The following is an 18,959-nucleotide window of genomic DNA, read 5'->3' on the forward strand; positions in this document are numbered from 1 at the left end:
GGTAGGCTCGCGGCATGCCCGCACCACAGACTCCGTACGAGGCGGTCCTGCACGCGGCCCGCGACGTGTCGAAGCTCGACTGCGCGCTGGACGCCGAGATGCTGGGCACCGCCCTGCTCGGCAGTGTCTATTCGGTAGCCCGATCCGACCGTGCCGCCGCCGTCCGGGCGTTCGTCGGCGAGTTCCTGGCCGCGACCAGCCGCCGGCGCACCGCCTCGGCCACCACGATCCGCGAGGTCTTCGCCACCCTCGTGCCCGACGCCGAGGGCGCGGCCGCGGTCAAGCGGGGCACGCAGGCGCCGCCGTGGGTGGGCCAGCTCGGCCGGGTCCGTCCCACCGGCTGTTATGCGTACGGTGACGTCTTCGGCGACCAGACCTCCTATCTGGCCACCTTCGCCTATGACGACGCCGAGGAGGGCGGGCCCGAACACGCGCTCGTCGCGCTCGTCGACCACAACATCGGCATCACCAAGGACATCTACGTCGGTTCCTCGGCCGAGCGCATCCTCGAGCAGGTCCGCCAGATGTGCGCCGACGACAACCTGACCTGGTTCCGCGAGGAAGACCCGGGCCGGCTGCGGGGCGAGATCGACCGCCACCTCGAGATCACCGACGGGCTGGGCGACCTGCCGGGTGAGGGCTCGCTGGCCACCGACCGGGCTCTGGCCGGCGCCCGGCTGGCCCTGCTGCCGGCGGCGACCACGCCGCCGCTGAGCGAGCCGCCGCCGGTGAACAGCAGCGAGCTGGTGCGCGAGTTCATGGCCTCACCCGAGGCGGCCCGCTTCGGGCTCGACCGGGTGCACGCCGACGAAGAACTGGCGTCGCTGCACTTCTGCCTGAGCCTGATCCTCGACCACGCGTCGAGCCTGCCCGACCCCGACCCGATGCGGTGGAGTCCGGCCGTGGCCGGGTTGTTCCTGCTCGACTGGGTGCACCGGCGCGCGGTCCTCGACATGGACGACGCGGCCATGCTGCCCCGGGTGACGCGGGCCTGGTCGGCCTATGCGACCCGGCGGCGCGACCTGCCCGAGGCCGCCGCCGAGCAGACCGACCACGTGCTCGAAGAGATGATCCCGGAGTTCGCGCGGCTCTATGCGACGGGCGAGAAGCGCAGCCCGGCGACGGCGGCGGTGGCGCAACTGATCTCCGAGGGCGTCGACCCCAACGACACCGAGGCGATCGACGCCTGGATCGAGGCCAACCGCCACCGTCTCGACGAGGCCTGACCCGGGGTCGCCCGGCGGCGCTTCACCAGCGGCCGGTCAGGTCCTCACTGGGTTCGGCGTGGTGCCGGCCCACCCGCGAGCTGCGCTGCTGCTCGGCGGTCTGGTCGTCGGCGTGGTGCATGCTGCCGGCCCGGTGGCTGCCGCGGTAGGAGCGGTTCGCGATCTGGTTCTCCTCCGAGCGGGCCTCGGGGATGAGCCGGCCGTGATATCCGGTGCCGCCGTTGGCGTAGCTGCGCTCGAGGATGCTCGACGGGCGGATGTTGTTCGATCGTTCGGCCACAGCTGACCTCCGGCTGTGTTCGGACCGGTCGCGTGACCGGTGACGGGTATCGGAACGGTGGCTCTGCTTGTGGTGCTTGCGGCGCTCGGTCTCCTCGCACGGGTGGTGGCGGGGCCGGTCGGAGAGCTCGGGGTCGTCCGGAACCTCGGGGAGCCCGGGGACGCTCGGACGCTCGGGGCGGTCCCCGTCGTCGGGCTCGGGCTTCTGCGGCATCTCCGGTTCCTCGGGCGCGGTCGGTTCGGCGTCGTCACCGCCGTCGTCGCCGGGATCCGGCCGGTCGGCCGACTCGTCGGGCACCGGTGGCAGATCAGGCACGGTGGGCTTTCTTCCCCAGTGGGCGGGGTCGTCACGCCCCGTGTCGGGTTTGTCGCCGTCACGGGGGACATCACCCCCATCCCGTACGTCTCCAGGCGCGCCCCCATCGGGTGAACCGCCATCGCGCCGGCCGTTGTCGCTGCTCCCGCCCCCGTTGGACGACCCGTCACCACGCGAGCCGTCGCCGCTGGTTCGGCCGCCACCGGACGAGCCGCCGCCCCTGGTTCCGCCCCCGTCGGACGAGCCGCCGCCCCTGGTCCCGCTCCCGTCGGACGAGCCGCCGCCCCGCCGGCCGTCGCCGCTGGGCCCGCCGCCGGACGGCGATCCGCCGTTGGGGCTCCCGCCGTCGCGACGCGAGCCGCTGCCGGTCGGGCCGTCCGGACGGGAATCGCGGGAATCGTCGCTGCCCGAGGTCGCCGGCTCGCGTTTCCCGGCCTGACCGAGCAGCTTCCCAGCCCGTACGGCCGCATCGGCGCCCTTCGACGCCCCTTGGGCCGCACCGCTCACCGAACCGGGTTGGGACGACGGAGGCGCCTGGGTCGGCTGGGAACGGACGGGTCCCGACGAGGGCGGCGGCAGGAACGGAATGTCCATCGTGTCCGTCCGGCCGCCGGACAGCTCGCGCGAGCCCGCCGTGATCGCCGCGAGGGTCGGCACCGAGGCCAGCCCCACCAGCATCGCCACGATCAGCACGTACCGCCGGGTGGGTCCGGAGAAGCCGGTGTCGGCCCGGTACACCCCGTTGAGCCGCTTGCGCATCACCTTCATCGGCGGCACGAGGTGGTCGTCGTCGCGCTGGTCCGGCACGGCCCGGGTTCCCCCTCTGCGTCGTCGGCAATGATCAACATTGATTGCCGCAGTTACCGGGGTGAACGACGCTTGGGCATATCGGCAGCGGTGGAAAACAGCCGTTCGTACGGTAGTGACCGTACGAAAGCCGCTTATTCGGACAAATAAGGGCACCGATATGACGGGGGAATTTCGCGACTGTGATCGGCCCGACATGTAACCGGGCTCACGTTCTCTGTCAGGATGGGGACGACGGCACCGCCGCCGTCGCTTCGCCGACCCAGCGGGGCGTGGTGGGGGCCGTCACTCCCCGGCGGGGTCCAGGCCCGTGCCGATACGTCGCGCGGCAACCTCACCCGGGCCAGGCGCGGCGACCAGCGGTCCGCCGCGCGGACGGGCAACACCCGTCGCGGGCGCAGAGATGAAACAGGGAGACTCGGATGGCGAACGGCGAAAGCACAGCGGGGTCTGATGCCCCCGCAGGCGGTTTCGTCCAACTTCTCACGCCCGACGGTGAACGTGTCGACAGCGTCACGACCGCTGACGGCACGACGTACTCGGTCGACTTCACCGACGACGAGTACCGCGAGCTCTACCGCGACCTGGTGACGGTCCGGCGGCTCGACGCCGAGGCGACCGCCCTGCAGCGGCAGGGCGAGCTGGGCATCTGGGCCAGTCTGCTCGGCCAGGAGGCGGCGCAGGTCGGTTCCGGGCGGGCGATGCGGCCGCAGGACATGGCCTTCCCGACGTATCGCGAGCACGGCGTCCTCTACACCCGCGGCATCGACCCGATCATGCCGTTCGGCCTGTTCCGCGGCGTCGACCAGGGCGGCTGGGACGCGAACGAGCACCGCTTCAACGGCTACACCATCGTGATCGGCTCGCAGACGCTGCACGCGACCGGGTACGCGATGGGCGTGACCATGGACGGCAAGACCGGCACCCCCGACGGCGAGGCGGTCATCGCCTACTTCGGCGACGGCGCGACCAGCCAGGGCGAGGTCAACGAGGCGTTCGTCTGGGCCGGGGTCTTCAACGCCCCGATGGTCTTCTTCTGCCAGAACAACCAGTACGCGATCTCGGAACCGCTCGAGCGTCAGACCCGCATCCCGCTCTACCGCCGCGCCGCCGGCTACGGCTTCCCCGGCGTGCGGATCGACGGCAACGACGTGCTGGCCAGCTTCGCGGTCACCCGGGCGGCGCTCGACAACGCGCGCAACGGCCAGGGCCCGACGCTGATCGAGGCCTACACCTATCGCATGGGCGCCCACACCAGCTCGGACGACCCGACCCGCTACCGCATCGCCAGCGAGGTCGAGTCGTGGAAGGCCAAAGACCCGATCTCACGGCTCCGGGCGTTCCTGAGCAAGCAGCAGCTGGCCGACGACGGCTTCTTCGACGAGGTCGACGAGGCCGCCAAGACGCTCGCGCTCGACCTGCGCGAGCGGGTGCTGTCGATGCCCGACCCACAGCCGGTCTCGATGTTCGACCACGTCTATCCGAACGGCTCGCCGGAGCTCGACGCCCAGCGCGCCCAGTTCGCCGAGTACCACGCCTCGTTCGAGGGGAGTGACCACTGATGGCCGAGACGATCACCATCGGCAAGGCCCTCAACCACGGTCTGCGCCGCTCCCTGGAGGAAGACTCCAAGGTCGTCATCATGGGTGAGGACGTCGGCAAGCTCGGCGGCGTCTTCCGCATCACCGACGGCCTGCAGAAAGACTTCGGCGAGGACCGGGTCATCGACACCCCGCTGGCCGAGGCCGGCATCGTCGGCACCGCGGTCGGCCTGGCCATCCGTGGCTACCGGCCGGTCTGCGAGATCCAGTTCGACGGGTTCGTCTTCCCGGCCTACAACCAGATCGTGGCCCAGGTCGCAAAGATGTTCTACCGCTCCAAGGGCAACGTGCGGCTGCCGATCGTGATCCGCATCCCGTTCGGCGGGGGCATCGGCGCGGTCGAGCACCACTCCGAGTCGCCCGAGGCGTACTTCTCGCACACCCCCGGCCTCAAGGTCGTGACCTGCTCGAACCCGTCGGACGCGTACTGGATGATCCAGCAGGCGATCCGCTCGGACGACCCGATCGTCTTCTTCGAGCCCAAGCGGCGCTACTGGGAGAAGGGCGAGGTCGCCCTCGACGCCGACCTGTCCGGCGCCGACCCGCTGCACCAGGCCCGGGTGGCGCGCGAAGGCACGGACGTGACCCTTCTCTCGTACGGGCCGATGGTCCGCACCGCCCTCGACGCGGCCACCGCGGCCGCCGAGGACGGACGCAACCTCGAGGTCATCGACCTGCGCTCGCTCTCCCCGGTCGACTACGAGACGATCTACGCCTCGGTCCGCAAGACCGGCCGCGCGGTCGTCGTGCACGAGGCGCCCGGCAACATCGGCCTCGGCGCCGAGCTGGCCGCGCGCATCACCGAGCAGTGCTTCTACTCGCTCGAGGCTCCGGTGCTGCGGGTGACGGGATACGACATCCCCTACCCGGCGGCCCGGGTCGAGGAGGAATATTTGCCCGACCTCGACCGGGTGCTGGACGCCGTCGACCGTTCGTTCGGCTGGTGACGCCGATGTCGCGGATCAAGGAGTTCAACCTGCCCGACCTCGGTGAGGGTCTGACCGAGGGCGAGATCCTGGCCTGGCTGGTCAAGGTCGGCGACACGATCGAGCTGAACCAGCCGATCGTCGAGGTCGAGACGGCGAAGGCGGCCGTCGAGATCCCCGCCAAGTGGGGCGGCGTCGTGTCGCGCATCTTCGTCGAGGCCGGCACGACGGTCGAGGTCGGTGCGCCCATCGTGGCGATCGACACCGACCCGTCGGCCGGTCCGCTCCCCACCGATCAGCCCGGTCCCACACCGTCCGCCGAGTCGCTGGCGGCGGTCGAGATCGCGCCGGCCGAGGGTGCGGTCGAGCCGGGTCTGATCGGCGGTCCGGCGCCGGGTGGCCGCACGGCCGTGCTCGTCGGTTACGGGCCCAAGAGCACAACGGCCAAAAGGCGACCCCGCGTCGGTACGGCTTCTGTTGCTCCGCCTGCCGCCGCCGCCCCGGCAGTCGCTGCTCCTGTTGTGGCTGCACCTGTTGTGGCTGCACCGCCGCCTCCGCCGCCGCCCGCTCCGGTCGCGGCGCCGGCTCCGGTCGCGCGGACGAGCGGGCCCGTGCTCGCCAAGCCGCCGGTCCGCAAGCTCGCCCGTGATCTCGGCGTCGACCTGGCGACGATCACCGGAACCGGGCCCCTGGGGTCGGTGACCCGGGACGACGTACACCAGGCCGCCGCAGGCGCGTCGCAAGCGGAGGCCGCGGCACCCGCCGTGACCACCCCCGCGGCCGCGGCCGTCTTCGACACCAGTCGTGAGCAGCGGATCCCGGTCAAGGGTGTCCGCAAGCTCACGGCCGAGAACATGGTCGCCTCGGCGTTCACGGCGCCGCACGTCACCGAGTTCCTCACGGTCGACGTGACCCGCACCATGAAGGCGATCGAGAAGCTGAAGGAGCGGCGTGAGTTCCGCGACGTGCGGATCTCGCCGTTGCTGCTGGTGGCCAAGGCCGTGCTGCTCGCGGTGAAGCGTCACCCGATGGTCAACTCGACCTGGTCGGCGGCGACCAACGAGATCGTCGTCAAGGAGTACGTGAATCTCGGCATCGCCGCGGCGACCGAGCGCGGCCTGATCGTCCCCAACGTCAAGGACGCCGGGCGTCTCACGTTGCGCGAACTGGCCGAGGCGCTGAACACACTTGTCCAGGTGGCGAAGTCCGGGAAGACACCGCCGTCCGATATGGCCGGTGGCACCCTTTCCATCACGAATGTCGGAGTATTCGGTGTGGACACCGGAACCCCGATCCTGCCGCCGGGCGAATCGGCCATTCTGGCCTTCGGCGCGATCCGGCCGATGCCGTGGGTGCACAAGGAAAAGATCAAGGTTCGCCAGGTCACGACCCTGGGGCTGTCGTTCGACCACCGGATCATCGACGGCGAACTCGGCTCGAAGTTCCTCCGCGACATCGGCGACTTCCTCACCGACCCGGAAGGAACACTGCTCTCCTGGGCGTAGGCACATCCGACGGTTGTTAGGCCACCGATTTTCGTGACCTACGATCGTTAGGCAGGTGCCGCGCGTCACCCCCTAAATCGTTGGCAGCTCGTCCCGTGAAGGCGCACAATGGACGTACCACGGGACGAGCACCACGATGAGCCGGCCACCCCGGCTCGAAGGAAGTGACAGAGCACATGAGCATCGTCGACCGCGTCCGCCGTCGTCGGTTGATCAACCGCCAGAACCGCGCCATCGACCGGGCCTGGATGACCGCGCCCACCCAGTCGATGCGCGACGAAATTGCGATCTTCGCCCAGCGCAAGACCTTCTGACAGGACCTGCGCCACGGCCCGCCCGGACCCCCACCGGACGGGCCGTTCGCTTTCCCGGGCCACCCGTAAAGATCTCTTTGTCGTCCCCTTCGTGGCGTACACCGGGATTCCTCCGGCCGCTCTCGCCCGGTACGGTTGGGCACGGTCATCGAGCCGGCTCGGCCGGTCGGCACGGGGCCGGGGCTCCGCCTAAGCTTCGGTGCCTCGCACGGCCTGGCCTCAGAGCTGGGCACGACGCCGGAGTGTGTCCGGCGTCAGTGCAAAGCTGGCACGGCCGCATGGAATGAGGAGGCGCTCATGACGTCCGAGGGGCACTACGCCGGTACGCAACCGGCCGAGGCCACGTCGGGCGGACCGACGTCGGACGGCTTCCCGCCTGACACCGACGGTCAGCGGGTCTCGGCCCGGGCTTCGGCCCAGCCGCCCGCCGACGGTTTTCCCAGTTCTTACGGCCCGCCGCCACAGGCCACACCGAACGGCGGGTCGCCGTTCGTGGTTCCCGCCGTGCCCACGTTCGGCCAGGGCCCCGACGCGCCCCGCCCGGCGACCGGCACGTCCTACGGTTCGGCCCGCGTGCCCGCGCCCGACGAGGGCAGCGGTCTGCCTCAGCGCGGCGGTTCCTCCTCTGAGGGGCTTCCGCAGCGTGGCGGCTCCGCTATCGCTCCTGACGGGCTCCCTCAGCGCGGCGCCTCCGCTCCTGAAGGGCTTCCCCAGCGCGGCGCTTCCGCTCCTGAAGGGCTTCCCCAGCGCGGCGGCCCTTCTTCTGATGGCAACGGTCTTCCCCAGCGCGGCGCGGCCTCGCCGTACGGGTCGGTCTCGCCCGGGAGCTCCGGCGGATACGGGTCGCCGGCCCCGTCGCCGTTCGGCCCCGCTCAGACCGGAGGCCCGTCCTCCGTTTTCGGGGCCCCGCCCTCCGAGGCGCCGTCGAACCCTGCGCAGGAAGCTTCGTCGTCCTGGGCTCCGCCGCCCGCGCCCCCGGCCCGCACGCCGCCCGAGCAGAACTTCATCCAGCGCCCCGGCGCCCCGCTGCCGCAGCGCAACGCCGGCCAGGGCGCCCCCGGCGACAGCGTCGAAGGCTTCAACGGCTTCGCCGCGGCCGCCACGCGCGGTTCGTCCGAGCCGGCCGACCCGTCGGTCGACCCGGCCACCGGCCGCCCGCCCGGCGTCTCCGCCTTCGGCGATCAGCGCGTCCGTGTGCCCGGCGCCACCCTGACCGGCCTGCCCGACGCCCCGCCGCCTCCCCGCTCATCCGACAGCGGCGGTTTCCCGCTGCGCGGCGCCAGCGGCAACGGCTCCGCGTTCCCTACCCGCCGCGGCGACAGCGGCGGTTTCCCGCTGCGCAACGCCCCCGGCGAGTCCGAACAGCCCAGCCTCCCGCCGTCCTCCTTCCCGCCGCCGCAGGCAGGTTCGTCCTCGTTCCCGCCGCCCGCGCCGCAGCAGCCCGGATCGTCGTCCTTCCCGCCCCCGCAGGCCGGCTCGTCCTCGTTCCCGTCGCAGCAGGCCGGATCGTCCTCGTTCCCGTCGCAGCAGGCCGGCTCGTCGTCCTTCCCGCCGCCCGCGCCGCAGCAGGCCGGCGCGCCGACCGCGCCCGCCACAGCCGCGCCGTCCGGCGAGCTCCCGGTCCGCAGCCAGCAGGCGCCGTTCGGCACGCCGCAGGGCTTCCCGGGCCAGCCCCCCACGGGCGCCGCCCAGGTGCCACCCGCCACGAGCGACTTCAGCGCGTTCGGTTCGTCCCAGGCCGGTCCCGGCGCCTCGGGCCCAGGCTCGCCCTCGTCCTCGGGTTCGGCGTCCTCGGATTCGTCGTCCTCGGGTTCGTCCTCGTCCCTGGGCTCGTCCTCGTTCGGTTCGTCTTCGTCGCTGAGCTCGTCGTCTTCGGGTTCGCCCTCGGCCGAGGACGCTCCTCACCCGTACGGTCGCCCCGAGCCCTTCGCCGACCCGTTCGGCCGCACGCCCGACGGCTCGACCCCCCACTCCGCCTCGCCCGGTGACCCGTCGCGCGGTGGCCTGCCCGACCCGTTCGGCCGCGGCACCGCCGAGCCGGCCGACCAGCAGCCGCCGGCGGGTTCGCCCTATGGCAACGCCCGGCCGTCGTCCCAGTTCGGCTCGGCCGCAGACGACGCATCCGGCAGCCGCCCGTCGTCCCCCGCGTTCGGCTCGGCCCGCCCGGGAGCCCAGTTCGGCCAGTCCGAGCCCGACTCCGGCGCGTTCGGTTCCGCCCGGCCGCCGGCTCCCTTCGGCCAGTCCGAGCCCGAGTCCGGCGCGTTCGGTTCCGCCCGCCCCGGCTCGCCCTACGGCCAGTCCGAGGGCGACTTCGGCTCCGCCCGGCCGCCGGCTCCGTTCGGCCAGTCCGAGCCCGACTCGGGCGCGTTCGGCTCCGCCCGCCCCGGCTCGCCCTACGGCCAGTCCGAGGCCGAGTCCGCTTCCTCCGCCGGTGGCCCCTACGGCCAGCCCGGCCCCGACGCGAACGCGTTCGGAACGGCCCGCCCGACCTCGCCGGCCAGCGGCTCCGCCCGCCCGGCCAGCCCCTTCGGCCAGCCCGAGGGCGACTCCAACGCGTTCGGCACAGCCCGCCCAACGTCGCCCGCCAGCGGCTCCGCCCGCCCGGCCAGCCCCTTCGGCCAGCCCGAGGGCGACTCCGGCGCCTTCGGCTCGGCGCGCTCGGACTCGCCGTTCGGAGAGGCCCAAGGCTCGGCCCGTCCGGCGTCGCCGTTCGGTGGCCAGTCCGGCGAGCCCTTCGGCGGTCGCCCCGACGGCGAATCCGATCAGCCGTCCTCGCCGTTCGGCCTGGTGCGCGAGCCCGGCGCCGCCTACGGCGCGGCCCGCGCGGCGTTCGGCCCCGGCGAAGACCAGCCCGCCGAAGACGCCCACGCGCCGTACCGGCGTCCCGAGCCCGCCTCCTCGGAGGACAGCCCGAACGGTTACCCGCAGCGGGTGCCCGGTGCCGCGCTCGGCTCGCCCGCGGCGATCGACAACCGCAACGGTGCCGTCCCGGCGCCGCGCGACCCGTCGGAGAAGCCCGCCTCCGGTTCGGCCCGCCCGGTCACGGCCAGCGCCTCGGTGCCCACGGCCAGCCGCACGGCCCCGGTCGAGGCGACCGAGCTGCCGCCGCCGGCGGCCGCCCCGCAGGCTCGCGTCTACGGTCGGCCCGCGCCGGCCGAGCCCGCGGAGGAAGAAACACCCGCCGAGCACCACGACGCAGGCCAGGACCAGAACGCGGACGAGTCGGCCTTCGCCCCCGCTTCCCCGTTCGGCGCCCGCCCGCCGTTCGGCGCCCAGCCCGGTGACGAGTCGCCGTTCGGCGCCCGCCCGGGCGACGACTCCCCGTTCGGCGCACGTCAGGGCGAGAACCCCCCGTTCGGAGCCCGCCCCGGCGACAACTCCCCGTTCGGTCCGCGCCCCGGTGAGGACTCGCCGTTCGGAGCCCGCCCTGGTGAAGACTCGCCGTTCGGAGCCCGCCCTGGTGAAGACTCGCCGTTCGGAGCCCGTCCCGGTGACGACTCGCCGTTCGGGGCGCGGCCGGGCGACGACCGTCCGGCGACACCGCCCGGCGTGTTCGGCTCCCCCGCCGCGTACGGAAACCGCTCGAACGACCCGAACGCACCCGGCAGCGAGCCCGGTGTGCCCGGTGTCGCGCCGCAGTCGCCGGCGCGCGCCAGTGCCCGTGCCTCGGCGAGCGCCCGCGTGGCCCCGCCCGGCCCCGGCGGCCCGGGCAACCCGCCCACCGGCATGACTTCGGCTCCCCCCGCCCTGCCTCCGGGCGCGGCGCTCGAGCCGGCCCCGCCCGGCTCGCCCTATGCCGACCGTCCCGGTGGTCCTCCGAGCCGTCCCGGCGAGCCCTACAGCGAGCTCACCACCGACATCGCGGGCCGCGAGAACCAGCCCTTCGTGCCCGCCCCGGCCCTGCCGCCGATGCCTCCGGGCCTCAACGGCTTCGACCCGGCCACCCAGCCGCGGTCCAACGGCTTCGGCCCGCCCGGGCAGCAGTTCGGCCCCGGCGGCGACCCGTTCCCGAGCCCGGCCAGCCGGGCCACGGTGACCCCGCCGACGCCCGAGGACACGACCAGCTGGCCGGGTGTCGAGGCCGACCAGGGTCGCTTCGACAGCTTCAAGGCCGAGGAGAAGCCCGCCAAGCCCGAGACGCCGCACGTCCGCGTGCTGCCGATTCTGGCCGCGGTCGTCGTCGGCGCGCTGCTGCTGCTCGGCATCGTGTTCGGCGTCGTCTATCTGGTGGCCGGTGGCAGCGACAAGTCGCTGTCGGTGATCCAGGGCGAGTGCGTGAAGCGTGAGGGCGAGTCCGCGGTCAAGGCCGAGTGCTCGGAGTCCGGTTCGTTCCAGGTGGCGTCTATCGTGGACGACAAGGCGAAGTGCGCCGACCCGGGTCAGCCGCACGTGATCAACCAGACCTCGGACGGCAAGACTCAGGTGCTCTGCCTCAAGCCGAACGCCTGACAGCCGAACGCCAGCCGACCGAGCACCTGACGACCGTACGCGTCGCGGCTGGCCCCCTGACCGCCGCACGCGTCGAGGCCGGGCGCCCGGCGCTGTCATCCTGACCACCTTCGTGCCGTGCCGGAACCCCCGGTGCGGCACGATGGTGCGATGACGGGACGTGTGCGGGCGCCGGAACTCCGGGGCCGTGGCTGGTTGAACACCGGTGGCAAGGATCTGACCCTCGCCGACCTGCGCGGCAGGGTCGTCCTGCTCGACTTCTGGACGTTCTGCTGCATCAACTGCCTGCACGTCCTCGACGAGCTGCGCCCGCTGGAGGAGAAGTACGGCGACGCCCTCGTGGTGATCGGCGTGCACTCCCCGAAGTTCGAGCACGAACGCGACCCGAAGGCCCTGGCCGCCGCGGTCGAGCGTTACGGCGTTCACCACCCGGTCGTCGACGACGGTGACATGCACCTCTGGCAGCAGTACGCGGCCAAGGCCTGGCCCACCCTCGCGGTGATCGACCCGACGGGATACCTGGTCGCCTCGATGGCCGGCGAGGGTCACGCCGAGGGCCTGTCCCGGCTGATCGACGAGCTGATCACCAAGCACACCGCCGACGGCACACTGCATCGAGGCGACGGCCCGTACGTTCCTCCGCCCGCCGCCGACACGGTGTTCCGCTTCCCCGGCAAGGCGATCGAGCTGCCCGACGGCCATCTGCTGGTCAGCGATTCCGCCCGCCACTCGGTCGTCGAGGTCGAGGCCGACGGCGAGACCCTCGTACGCCGTTTCGGCTCGGGCGAGCGCAACGACCCGTTCAGCGAGCCGCAGGGCCTGCTGCTGCTTCCGGCCGAGGTCGCGTCCACGGTCGGCTACGACGTCGTGGTCGCCGACACGGTCAACCACCAGCTCCGTGGCCTGCGCCTGGCGGACGGCGAGATCACGCTGGTGGCGGGTTCCGGCCGGCCCTGGCGTTCCGCGGTCGACGACCACCCGCACGACGCCCTCGCCTCCGACCTGTCCTCCCCATGGGATCTGGCCTGGTTCGACGACCGCGTGATCATCGCGATGGCCGGCATCCACCAGCTGTGGTGGTTCGACCCGATCAAGCGCACGGTCGGTGTCTACGCCGGCACGACCGTCGAGTCGCTGCGGGACGGCCCGATCCCCGACGTGTGGATGGCTCAGCCGTCCGGGCTCTCGGTGGGCGGCGACCGGTTGTGGATCGCCGACAGCGAGACTTCGGCGCTTCGCTACGTGGAGAAGGGTGTGCTGCACACCGCCGTCGGTCAGGGCCTCTTCGACTTCGGTCACGTCGACGGCCCGGCCAAGGAGGCACTTCTGCAGCACCCGCTGGGCGTGGCCGCACTGGATGACGGCTCGGTGCTGATCGCGGACACGTACAACGGAGCGATCCGCCGCTACGACCCGAGCTCCGACGAGGTGTCCACGGTCGACAGCGGGCTGGCCGAGCCGAGCGACGTGCTGGTGACCGCCGCCGGTGACGTGCTGGTCGTCGAGTCGGCTGCCCACCGTTTGACCAGGCTGGCGCCGGGCGCGGTGCGTACGGTCAGCGGCGAACGACACCGCACCGAGCGCCCGGCCTCCCCAGTTGCGGCGGGTGAGGTGACCCTCGACGTGGTGTTCACGCCGGCGCCCGGCCAGAAGCTCGACACGCAGTTCGGCCCGTCCACCCGCCTGGAGGTCTCGGCCTCGCCGCCCGAGCTGCTGCTCTCGGGCGCAGGCGTGACGACCGATCTGTCGCGGCCCCTGGTGATCAATCCTGACGTGCCCAAGGGCGTGTTGCAGGTGGTGGCCCAGGCCGCGACGTGCGACGTCGACGTCGAGTTCGCCGCCTGCCACCTGACCCGGCAGGACTGGGGAGTGCCGGTCGTGGTGACGGCGGACGGCCCGTCCCGGCTCCCGCTGATCCTGCGGGGCATGGACGAGGCCTGAACGACTGTCGCTGACGATGCGTGCCATGGACGGATTCTGCTCGGTTCTGGAAGATCATCCGAGTTATCCACAATTCCCGGCTGTCCACAGGCCGCCCCGCAATGATCACCATTTTCCGCCAGGATGGGTGTTGGGTGGAGGCCCCCTGGCAGGGCGGGTAAGTGCTCCTGTCAACGTGTAGGAGCGTTCAACAGCAAAGATCAACCAGCAGCGTCAACCGGCGAACGATCAGCCGGCAAAATCAACCGGCAAACGATCAGCCAGGCAGGAATCAGCCAGGCCGCGATCAGTCAGGCCGCCGAATGCCGAAGTCAGCCCGTCGGCGTGAACGGCCCGAGAGCCAAACCGGCCTCAGCCAGCCCGTCCCGCACGCGTGAGGCCAACTCGACCGCCCCCGGCGTATCCCCGTGTACGCAGATCGAAGCCACCGGCACCGCAACGACCTCGCCGCCGTCCGTGACCACCTCACCGTCGACCGCCATCCGCACGGCCCGGGCGACCACCTCGTCCGGATCGTGCAGCACGGCCCCGGGCAACGATCGCGGCATCAGCGTGCCGTCGGCCCGGTAGCCCCGATCGGCGAACCCCTCCCCGACCACGGTCAGCCCGGCCGCGGCGGCGAGCCGGGCCAAAGTTGAGCCGGGCTGACACAGCAGGGGCAAAGCCGCGTCGTACGACCGTACGGCCGCCACCACCGCCCCGGCCTGCACCTCGTCGACGGCGGCGGTGTTGTAGAGAGCGCCGTGCGGCTTCACGTAACCGACCCGGCCTCGGGCGACTCGGCAGAACGCCTCGAGCGCCCCGATCTGGTACAGAATGTCGTCGCGCAGCTCGTCAGGGTCGTAGTCGATCCGCCGCCGCCCGAAGCCGGCCAGGTCGCGGTAGCCCACCTGGGCGCCGATGGCGACCGACCGCTCGACCGCGGCGCCGCAGATCCGGTGCATCGTGGAGGGGTCGCCGGCGTGGAAGCCGCAAGCCACGTTGGCCGAGGTCACGATGCCGAGCAGGGCCTCGTCGTCGCCGAGGGGCCAGCGGCCGAAGCCTTCGCCGAGGTCGGCGTTCAGGTCAATGGAGGGCACGGAACCGCACCGTACTTCCGGGCCGAGCCTGCGCGAGCGGCGCGACGTCGTCGACCACCCCGATCACGGGGTATCCGCCGGTGGTCGGATGGTCGGCCAGGAAGATCAGCGGCTGCCCGTCGGCCGGCACCTGGATCGCGCCCAGCACCACGCCCTCGGACGGCAGTTCGCCGGGAACGGCACGGCGAAGACCCGGCCCGCGAAGCCGGCAGCCGACCCGGTTGCTCATCGGGCTGACCTGGTACGGGTTCTCGAACAGCTCGTTCCCCGAGAACCAGTCGTCACGCGGCCCAAGCCACACACCGAGCTCCAGCAGATCGGACAGGCCAGGATCGGACGGCGAATCGCCCGTTTCATCCCCCACAGCCAACCTCATCCCGTCCACCAGCTTCGCCGGCCCCAACCCGGACAACGTGTCAGTAGACCGGCTACCCAACACGGGCAATACGTCGATACCGCCCGAAACAGCCACATAGGACCGAACGCCGCGGGTAGCTCGCCCAATGTCGAGAACCGATCCAGCCGGCAAGTCGATCACGACCGGAGAGGCCGGAGAAGCCGGAGAAGCCGGGGAACCCGGAGCAACAGGCCTCTTGTCGACCTTCACCACCGCACTCGCCCCGGTCACGGCGACCCGGGCCGCCACCTCGAAGCGCAGCGCACACCCCATCAGCGTGGTCTCGAGACCGGCCGCGCCGACCGGGTTCCCGACCAGGGTGTTCGCGCGACGCAGGGCCCGCGCGTCGAGAGCACCCGATCGGGGCACGCCGAGATGCGCGTACGCGGGACGCCCTTGATCTTGGATAGTCGTCAGGGGACCGGCCCGAACCACGGTGATCACGCGACCACCAGGCGGACCCGGGTGCCGGGGGTGAGGCGGGCCGGGGGCTCACGCCGTACGTCGAAAAGGGTCTCCGCCGTGCGACCCACCAGCCGCCACCCGCCCGGCGAGGCCGTGGGATAGATGCCGCAATATTCGCCCGCGAGGCCCACCGAACCGGCCGGCACGCGGGCCCGGGGAGCGTCGAGCCGGGGCACAGCGGCATCCTCGCCAAGGCCGCGCATGTAGGCGAAACCGGGCGCGAACCCACAGAACGCGACGGTGAAATTTGTCTCGGCGAGCCGCTCCACCGCCCGCTCCGGGGTCATGTTCCATCGCTCGGCCACGTCATTGAGATCGTCGCCGTCGAACACAGTCGGAATCTCGACGAGCGACCCCTCTCGATGCCCGTCGACAGTCCTCATCGGAGCCGGCCAGGACTCGATCAACGCCGCCGTGCCCGGCTCCACGCCGTCGAGCAGCAGAGTTCGAGCGCCGGGAACGATGTCGATCACGCGCAGGTCACCGGCCTCGCGACGCCGGGACATCTCATCGCGCCAGGCTTCGACCTCGTCGCCGTCGCGACACTCGATCAGCAGCGCCGAGGCGCCGGCTCGTCTCAGCCTCATGGCGCCATCCTGCCAGTGCCGCAGGTCACCACCCGGGAAATACTGACGGGTAACTTACGATACCGTAACCTGAATCTCGTGACGACCTCCGCCCCGTTCCGGATGAAGCCGACCGACCTCGGCAAGCCGCGGCTGCGTGGCCGGCTTCATCAGTACGCGTTCTTCGTTGCGCTGGTCTGCGGCATCGTGCTCTGCTCGATCGCCCTCAGCCGGCCGGGTATCGAGCCCTTCCTGAGCGTCCTGATCTACAGCTTCACCGTGTGCGGGCTGTTCGGCATCAGTGCGCTCTACCACCGCCGGGTCTGGAGCGAACGTGGCTACCAGATCATGCGCCGGGCGGATCACTCGATGATCTTCATCTTCATCGCCGGCACCTACACCCCGTTCTGCATCGAGCTGTTGTCGCCGGGCAAGGCGACGCTGATGCTGAGCCTGATCTGGGGCGGCGCGCTCGGCGGCGTGGCGCTCAAGACGATCTGGCCGCACCTGCCCCGCTGGGCCGGTGCTCCCCTCTATCTGGCGCTGGGCTGGGGCGCGGTCGCGATCCTGCCCGACGTGCTGCACCGCGGTGGCGTCACCACCCTGGTGCTGCTGGCGGTGGGCGGCGTGATCTACAGCGTCGGCGCCGTCTTCTACGCGCTGCGCCGGCCGAACCCGTGGCCCGAGGTGTTCGGCCACCACGAGTTCTTCCACGCCTGCACGCTGGTGGCGGCGATCTGCCACCACATCGCCATCTACTTCGCGCTCTACGCCTGAACGACAACCCCGGGGTTGTCGTACGCCGAACGGGCCGCCTGCACGTCGTCGATGTGCAGCTCGGCCCACTTCTCGAGCGCGCCCACCAGGTCGAGCAGGCTGCGGCCGAGCTCGGTGAGCGTGTAGTCGACCCGGGGCGGCACCTCGGCATGCACCGTACGGAACAACAGCCCGTCCCGCTCCAGGCCGCGCAGGGTCTGGGTGAGCATCTTGGGGCTGACCCCTTCGATCTTGCGTTGCAGGGCCGTGTAGCGCTGGGGCCCGTCGGCGAGCATCACCACGACCAGGACGCTCCACGTGTCGCCGATCCGGTCGAGGATCTGCCGGCTGGGGCAATCTTTCGCGTACGCACTGACTTCCACCTGGCTACTATCCCTCGGGTAAGTACTGCACTTCAAGGTGCCTTCTATCGATTGGGAAGTGATCTCTGACCAGCGGCGTTGGCCCATTTGGTTCAAGCATCAACTACCAGGAGGACCGCAATGAGCATCGTCGTGACGGGCGCCACCGGACACCTCGGCCGACTCGCCATCCAGTCGCTTCTCGCCAAGGGCGTCCCGGCCGCCGAGATCGTCGGGCTGGGCCGCCAGGTCGACAAGATCGCCGACCTGGGCATCACCGTGAAGCAGGTCTCGTACGAGGATCCGGAGTCGCTGCGGGCCGCGTTCGAGGGCGCCGACAAGGTCCTGTTCATCTCCGGCAGCGAGGCCGGCGCCCGGCTCGCCCAGCACACCAACGTGGTCGCCGCCGCCCAGGCTGCCCAGGTGGGCCTGCTCGTCTACACCAGCATCGCGAAGGCCGACACGTCCGACCTCAAGCTGGCCGAGGAGCACCTGGCCACCGAGAAGCTGATCACCGAGTCCGGCCTGCCGTACGTCTTCCTGCGCAACAGCTGGTACCTCGAGAACTACAACGTGGCGCAGGGCCTAGAGCACGGGTTCGTCGGCGCCTCGGGCGAGGGCCGGATCAGCGCCGCCACCCGGGCCGACTTCGCCGAGGCGGCGGCCGCGGTGCTCACCTCCGACAACCAGGCCGGCAGGGTCTACGAGCTGGGCGGTCCGGGGTTCACCATGGACGAGTTCGCCGCCGAGGTCGCGAAGCAGTCGGGCAAGCCGGTCACCTACACCGACCTCGGTGAGGACAAGTACCGCGAGATGCTGGTCGGCGTGGGGCTGCCCGAGGGGTTCGCGGCGATCCTGGCCGACTCCGACCGAGGTGCCGCCGCCGGCCAGCTCTTCGTACCGGCCGACGACCTCGAGTCGCTCCTCGGCCGCCCGGCGACGTCCCTGACGACGTACGTGGGAACCGCTCTCAAGTCTTGAAAAACGCGCGCGACGCCGGCGGCCGCCAGGGGGATGAGCGGCTACCGGCGTCGCGAGTTCTTGTGCGGATTACTGGTAGGACGGCGGCGGGGGCGGCGGAACGTCCTCGCGGCGGGTCTCCCGGTATTCGCTGCGCACCTGCTGGTTCGGGTAGACCTGCTCGCCCGCGACCGGCGTGGCCGTCTGCCGCGTCACGACGGTGCGGCGGCGGCTGTTCCAGTACCAGAGCGTGATGATCAGGCCGACGAGGCCGGCCGCCATCAGGATCCACCCGATGATGTTGATGTCGATTCCACTGACGTTCGCGTTGACGGCGAACGCCAGGATCGCGCCCAACGCCAGCAGGAAGATGCTTCCGCCGATGCCCATCGCGGGCCTCCCTTGATCCTCACCGTGGTCAATGCGTCGCTGAGGGGTTTACCCACCCGCTCTCGTCCTCAATCAGGCAAGCTGGACACATGACCGTCAGGACGCTCGTGATCCTCCGCCACGCCAAGGCCGAAACCCCCGATGAGAGCCCCGATTTCGACCGCCGGCTGACCACCCGGGGGGAAACCGACGCGGACGCGGCCGGCGCCTGGCTCGCCGACGAGCGGCTCTATCCCGACCTGGTGCTCTGCTCGGCGGCGGCACGCACCCGCCAGACCTGGCAGGGCGTCTCGATCGCGCTGGCCCAGGTCCGGCCGGGCAGCGCCGCGCCCGAGGTGCGCTACGAGAAGGGCCTCTACTACGGCGGGCCGACGGAGGTCTTCGACCTGATGCGCAAGGTGCCCGACACCGTTCGTACGGTCCTGGTGGTCGGCCACAACCCGACGGTGTCCGAGGTGTCCACTCTGCTCATTCCCGACGACCAGTACGACGGCATCGACGTGGTCATGAAGACGTCGGGTCTCGCCGTGCACCGGGCCGAGGGTTCCTGGTCGGGCACCGAGCCGCGGTCGATGCGGCTGCTGGAGAGGCACACGGCCCGCGGCTGAGAACGACGAAGG

Annotated in this window: 16 protein-coding genes; 10 read left to right on the top strand and 6 right to left on the bottom strand. The window is 71.5% G+C overall.

Annotated features, from left to right (window positions below; all coding sequences use genetic code 11):
• The first annotated feature begins 14 nt into the window (after nt 1-14).
• Nucleotides 15-1,226: a hypothetical protein gene (locus JIG36_RS14535; RefSeq protein WP_203376824.1), complete on the top strand. Its 1,212-nt coding sequence runs from the start codon at nt 15-17 to the stop codon at nt 1,224-1,226.
• Nucleotides 1,227-1,248: 22 nt separating this feature from the next.
• Here JIG36_RS14535 and JIG36_RS14540 read toward each other — a convergent pair whose 3' ends face one another.
• A complete protein-coding gene (locus tag JIG36_RS14540; protein WP_203376825.1) occupies nt 1,249-2,628 on the bottom strand; it encodes a hypothetical protein in 1,380 nt (459 codons plus the stop codon).
• 422 nt (nt 2,629-3,050) lie between these two features.
• Between JIG36_RS14540 and pdhA the strand changes: the two genes are divergently transcribed.
• The 6 genes from pdhA (at nt 3,051) to JIG36_RS14575 (ending at nt 13,364) form a co-directional block, all read left to right on the top strand.
• The gene (gene pdhA / locus JIG36_RS14550; protein ID WP_203376826.1) at nt 3,051-4,190 is read left to right on the top strand and encodes a pyruvate dehydrogenase (acetyl-transferring) E1 component subunit alpha; all 1,140 of its coding nucleotides are present in this window, start codon (nt 3,051-3,053) and stop codon (nt 4,188-4,190) included.
• The gene (locus JIG36_RS14555) at nt 4,187-5,176 is read left to right on the top strand and encodes an alpha-ketoacid dehydrogenase subunit beta (RefSeq protein WP_203377396.1); all 990 of its coding nucleotides are present in this window, start codon (nt 4,187-4,189) and stop codon (nt 5,174-5,176) included. The genes pdhA and JIG36_RS14555 overlap by 4 nt, the downstream gene beginning before the upstream one ends.
• Before the next feature lie 5 nt (nt 5,177-5,181).
• The gene (locus JIG36_RS14560) at nt 5,182-6,660 is read left to right on the top strand and encodes a dihydrolipoamide acetyltransferase family protein (protein ID WP_203376827.1); all 1,479 of its coding nucleotides are present in this window, start codon (nt 5,182-5,184) and stop codon (nt 6,658-6,660) included.
• A gap of 176 nt (nt 6,661-6,836) precedes the next feature.
• Nucleotides 6,837-6,974 (top strand): hypothetical protein, encoded by a 138-nt coding sequence (locus JIG36_RS14565; RefSeq protein WP_203376828.1) that lies wholly within the window; start codon nt 6,837-6,839, stop codon nt 6,972-6,974.
• A 297-nt stretch (nt 6,975-7,271) separates the two neighbouring features.
• The gene (locus JIG36_RS14570; RefSeq protein ID WP_203376829.1) at nt 7,272-11,423 is read left to right on the top strand and encodes an LppU/SCO3897 family protein; all 4,152 of its coding nucleotides are present in this window, start codon (nt 7,272-7,274) and stop codon (nt 11,421-11,423) included.
• A 150-nt stretch (nt 11,424-11,573) separates the two neighbouring features.
• A complete protein-coding gene (locus tag JIG36_RS14575) occupies nt 11,574-13,364 on the top strand; it encodes an NHL domain-containing thioredoxin family protein (protein WP_203376830.1) in 1,791 nt (596 codons plus the stop codon).
• A 311-nt stretch (nt 13,365-13,675) separates the two neighbouring features.
• On the opposite strand, the gene JIG36_RS14580 is transcribed toward JIG36_RS14575, so the two are convergent.
• The 3 genes from JIG36_RS14580 to JIG36_RS14590 are packed head-to-tail and all read right to left on the bottom strand — an operon-like array spanning nt 13,676 to nt 15,892.
• Nucleotides 13,676-14,434, bottom strand: coding sequence for a LamB/YcsF family protein (locus JIG36_RS14580; RefSeq protein ID WP_203377397.1), 759 nt, complete (start codon nt 14,432-14,434; stop codon nt 13,676-13,678).
• The gene (locus tag JIG36_RS14585) at nt 14,430-15,284 is read right to left on the bottom strand and encodes a 5-oxoprolinase subunit C family protein (protein WP_203376831.1); all 855 of its coding nucleotides are present in this window, start codon (nt 15,282-15,284) and stop codon (nt 14,430-14,432) included. The genes JIG36_RS14580 and JIG36_RS14585 overlap by 5 nt, the downstream gene beginning before the upstream one ends.
• Nucleotides 15,281-15,892, bottom strand: coding sequence for a 5-oxoprolinase subunit B family protein (locus JIG36_RS14590; RefSeq protein WP_203376832.1), 612 nt, complete (start codon nt 15,890-15,892; stop codon nt 15,281-15,283). The genes JIG36_RS14585 and JIG36_RS14590 overlap by 4 nt, the downstream gene beginning before the upstream one ends.
• A gap of 78 nt (nt 15,893-15,970) precedes the next feature.
• Here JIG36_RS14590 and trhA point away from each other — a divergent pair, with 78 nt between their 5' ends.
• Nucleotides 15,971-16,648, top strand: coding sequence for a PAQR family membrane homeostasis protein TrhA (gene trhA, locus JIG36_RS14595; RefSeq protein ID WP_203376833.1), 678 nt, complete (start codon nt 15,971-15,973; stop codon nt 16,646-16,648).
• On the opposite strand, the gene JIG36_RS14600 is transcribed toward trhA, so the two are convergent.
• On the bottom strand, nt 16,639-17,010 hold the full coding sequence (locus tag JIG36_RS14600) for a winged helix-turn-helix transcriptional regulator (RefSeq protein WP_307872716.1): 372 nt from the start codon (nt 17,008-17,010) through the stop codon (nt 16,639-16,641). The genes trhA and JIG36_RS14600 overlap by 10 nt on opposite strands.
• A gap of 120 nt (nt 17,011-17,130) precedes the next feature.
• Here JIG36_RS14600 and JIG36_RS14605 point away from each other — a divergent pair, with 120 nt between their 5' ends.
• Entirely contained in the window at nt 17,131-17,970 is an 840-nt protein-coding gene (locus JIG36_RS14605) for an NAD(P)H-binding protein (RefSeq protein ID WP_203376835.1), read from the top strand.
• 69 nt (nt 17,971-18,039) lie between these two features.
• On the opposite strand, the gene JIG36_RS14610 is transcribed toward JIG36_RS14605, so the two are convergent.
• Nucleotides 18,040-18,339: a DUF6458 family protein gene (locus JIG36_RS14610; protein WP_203376836.1), complete on the bottom strand. Its 300-nt coding sequence runs from the start codon at nt 18,337-18,339 to the stop codon at nt 18,040-18,042.
• 89 nt (nt 18,340-18,428) lie between these two features.
• On the opposite strand from JIG36_RS14610, the gene JIG36_RS14615 reads away from it, so the two are divergent.
• Complete coding sequence (locus JIG36_RS14615) at nt 18,429-18,947, top strand: SixA phosphatase family protein (RefSeq protein WP_203376837.1); 519 nt, start codon at nt 18,429-18,431, stop codon at nt 18,945-18,947.
• Nucleotides 18,948-18,959 lie beyond the last annotated feature (12 nt).

The organism is Paractinoplanes ovalisporus (genome assembly GCF_016834655.1).
GTDB classification, from domain to species: Bacteria; Actinomycetota; Actinomycetes; order Mycobacteriales; family Micromonosporaceae; genus Actinoplanes; species Actinoplanes ovalisporus.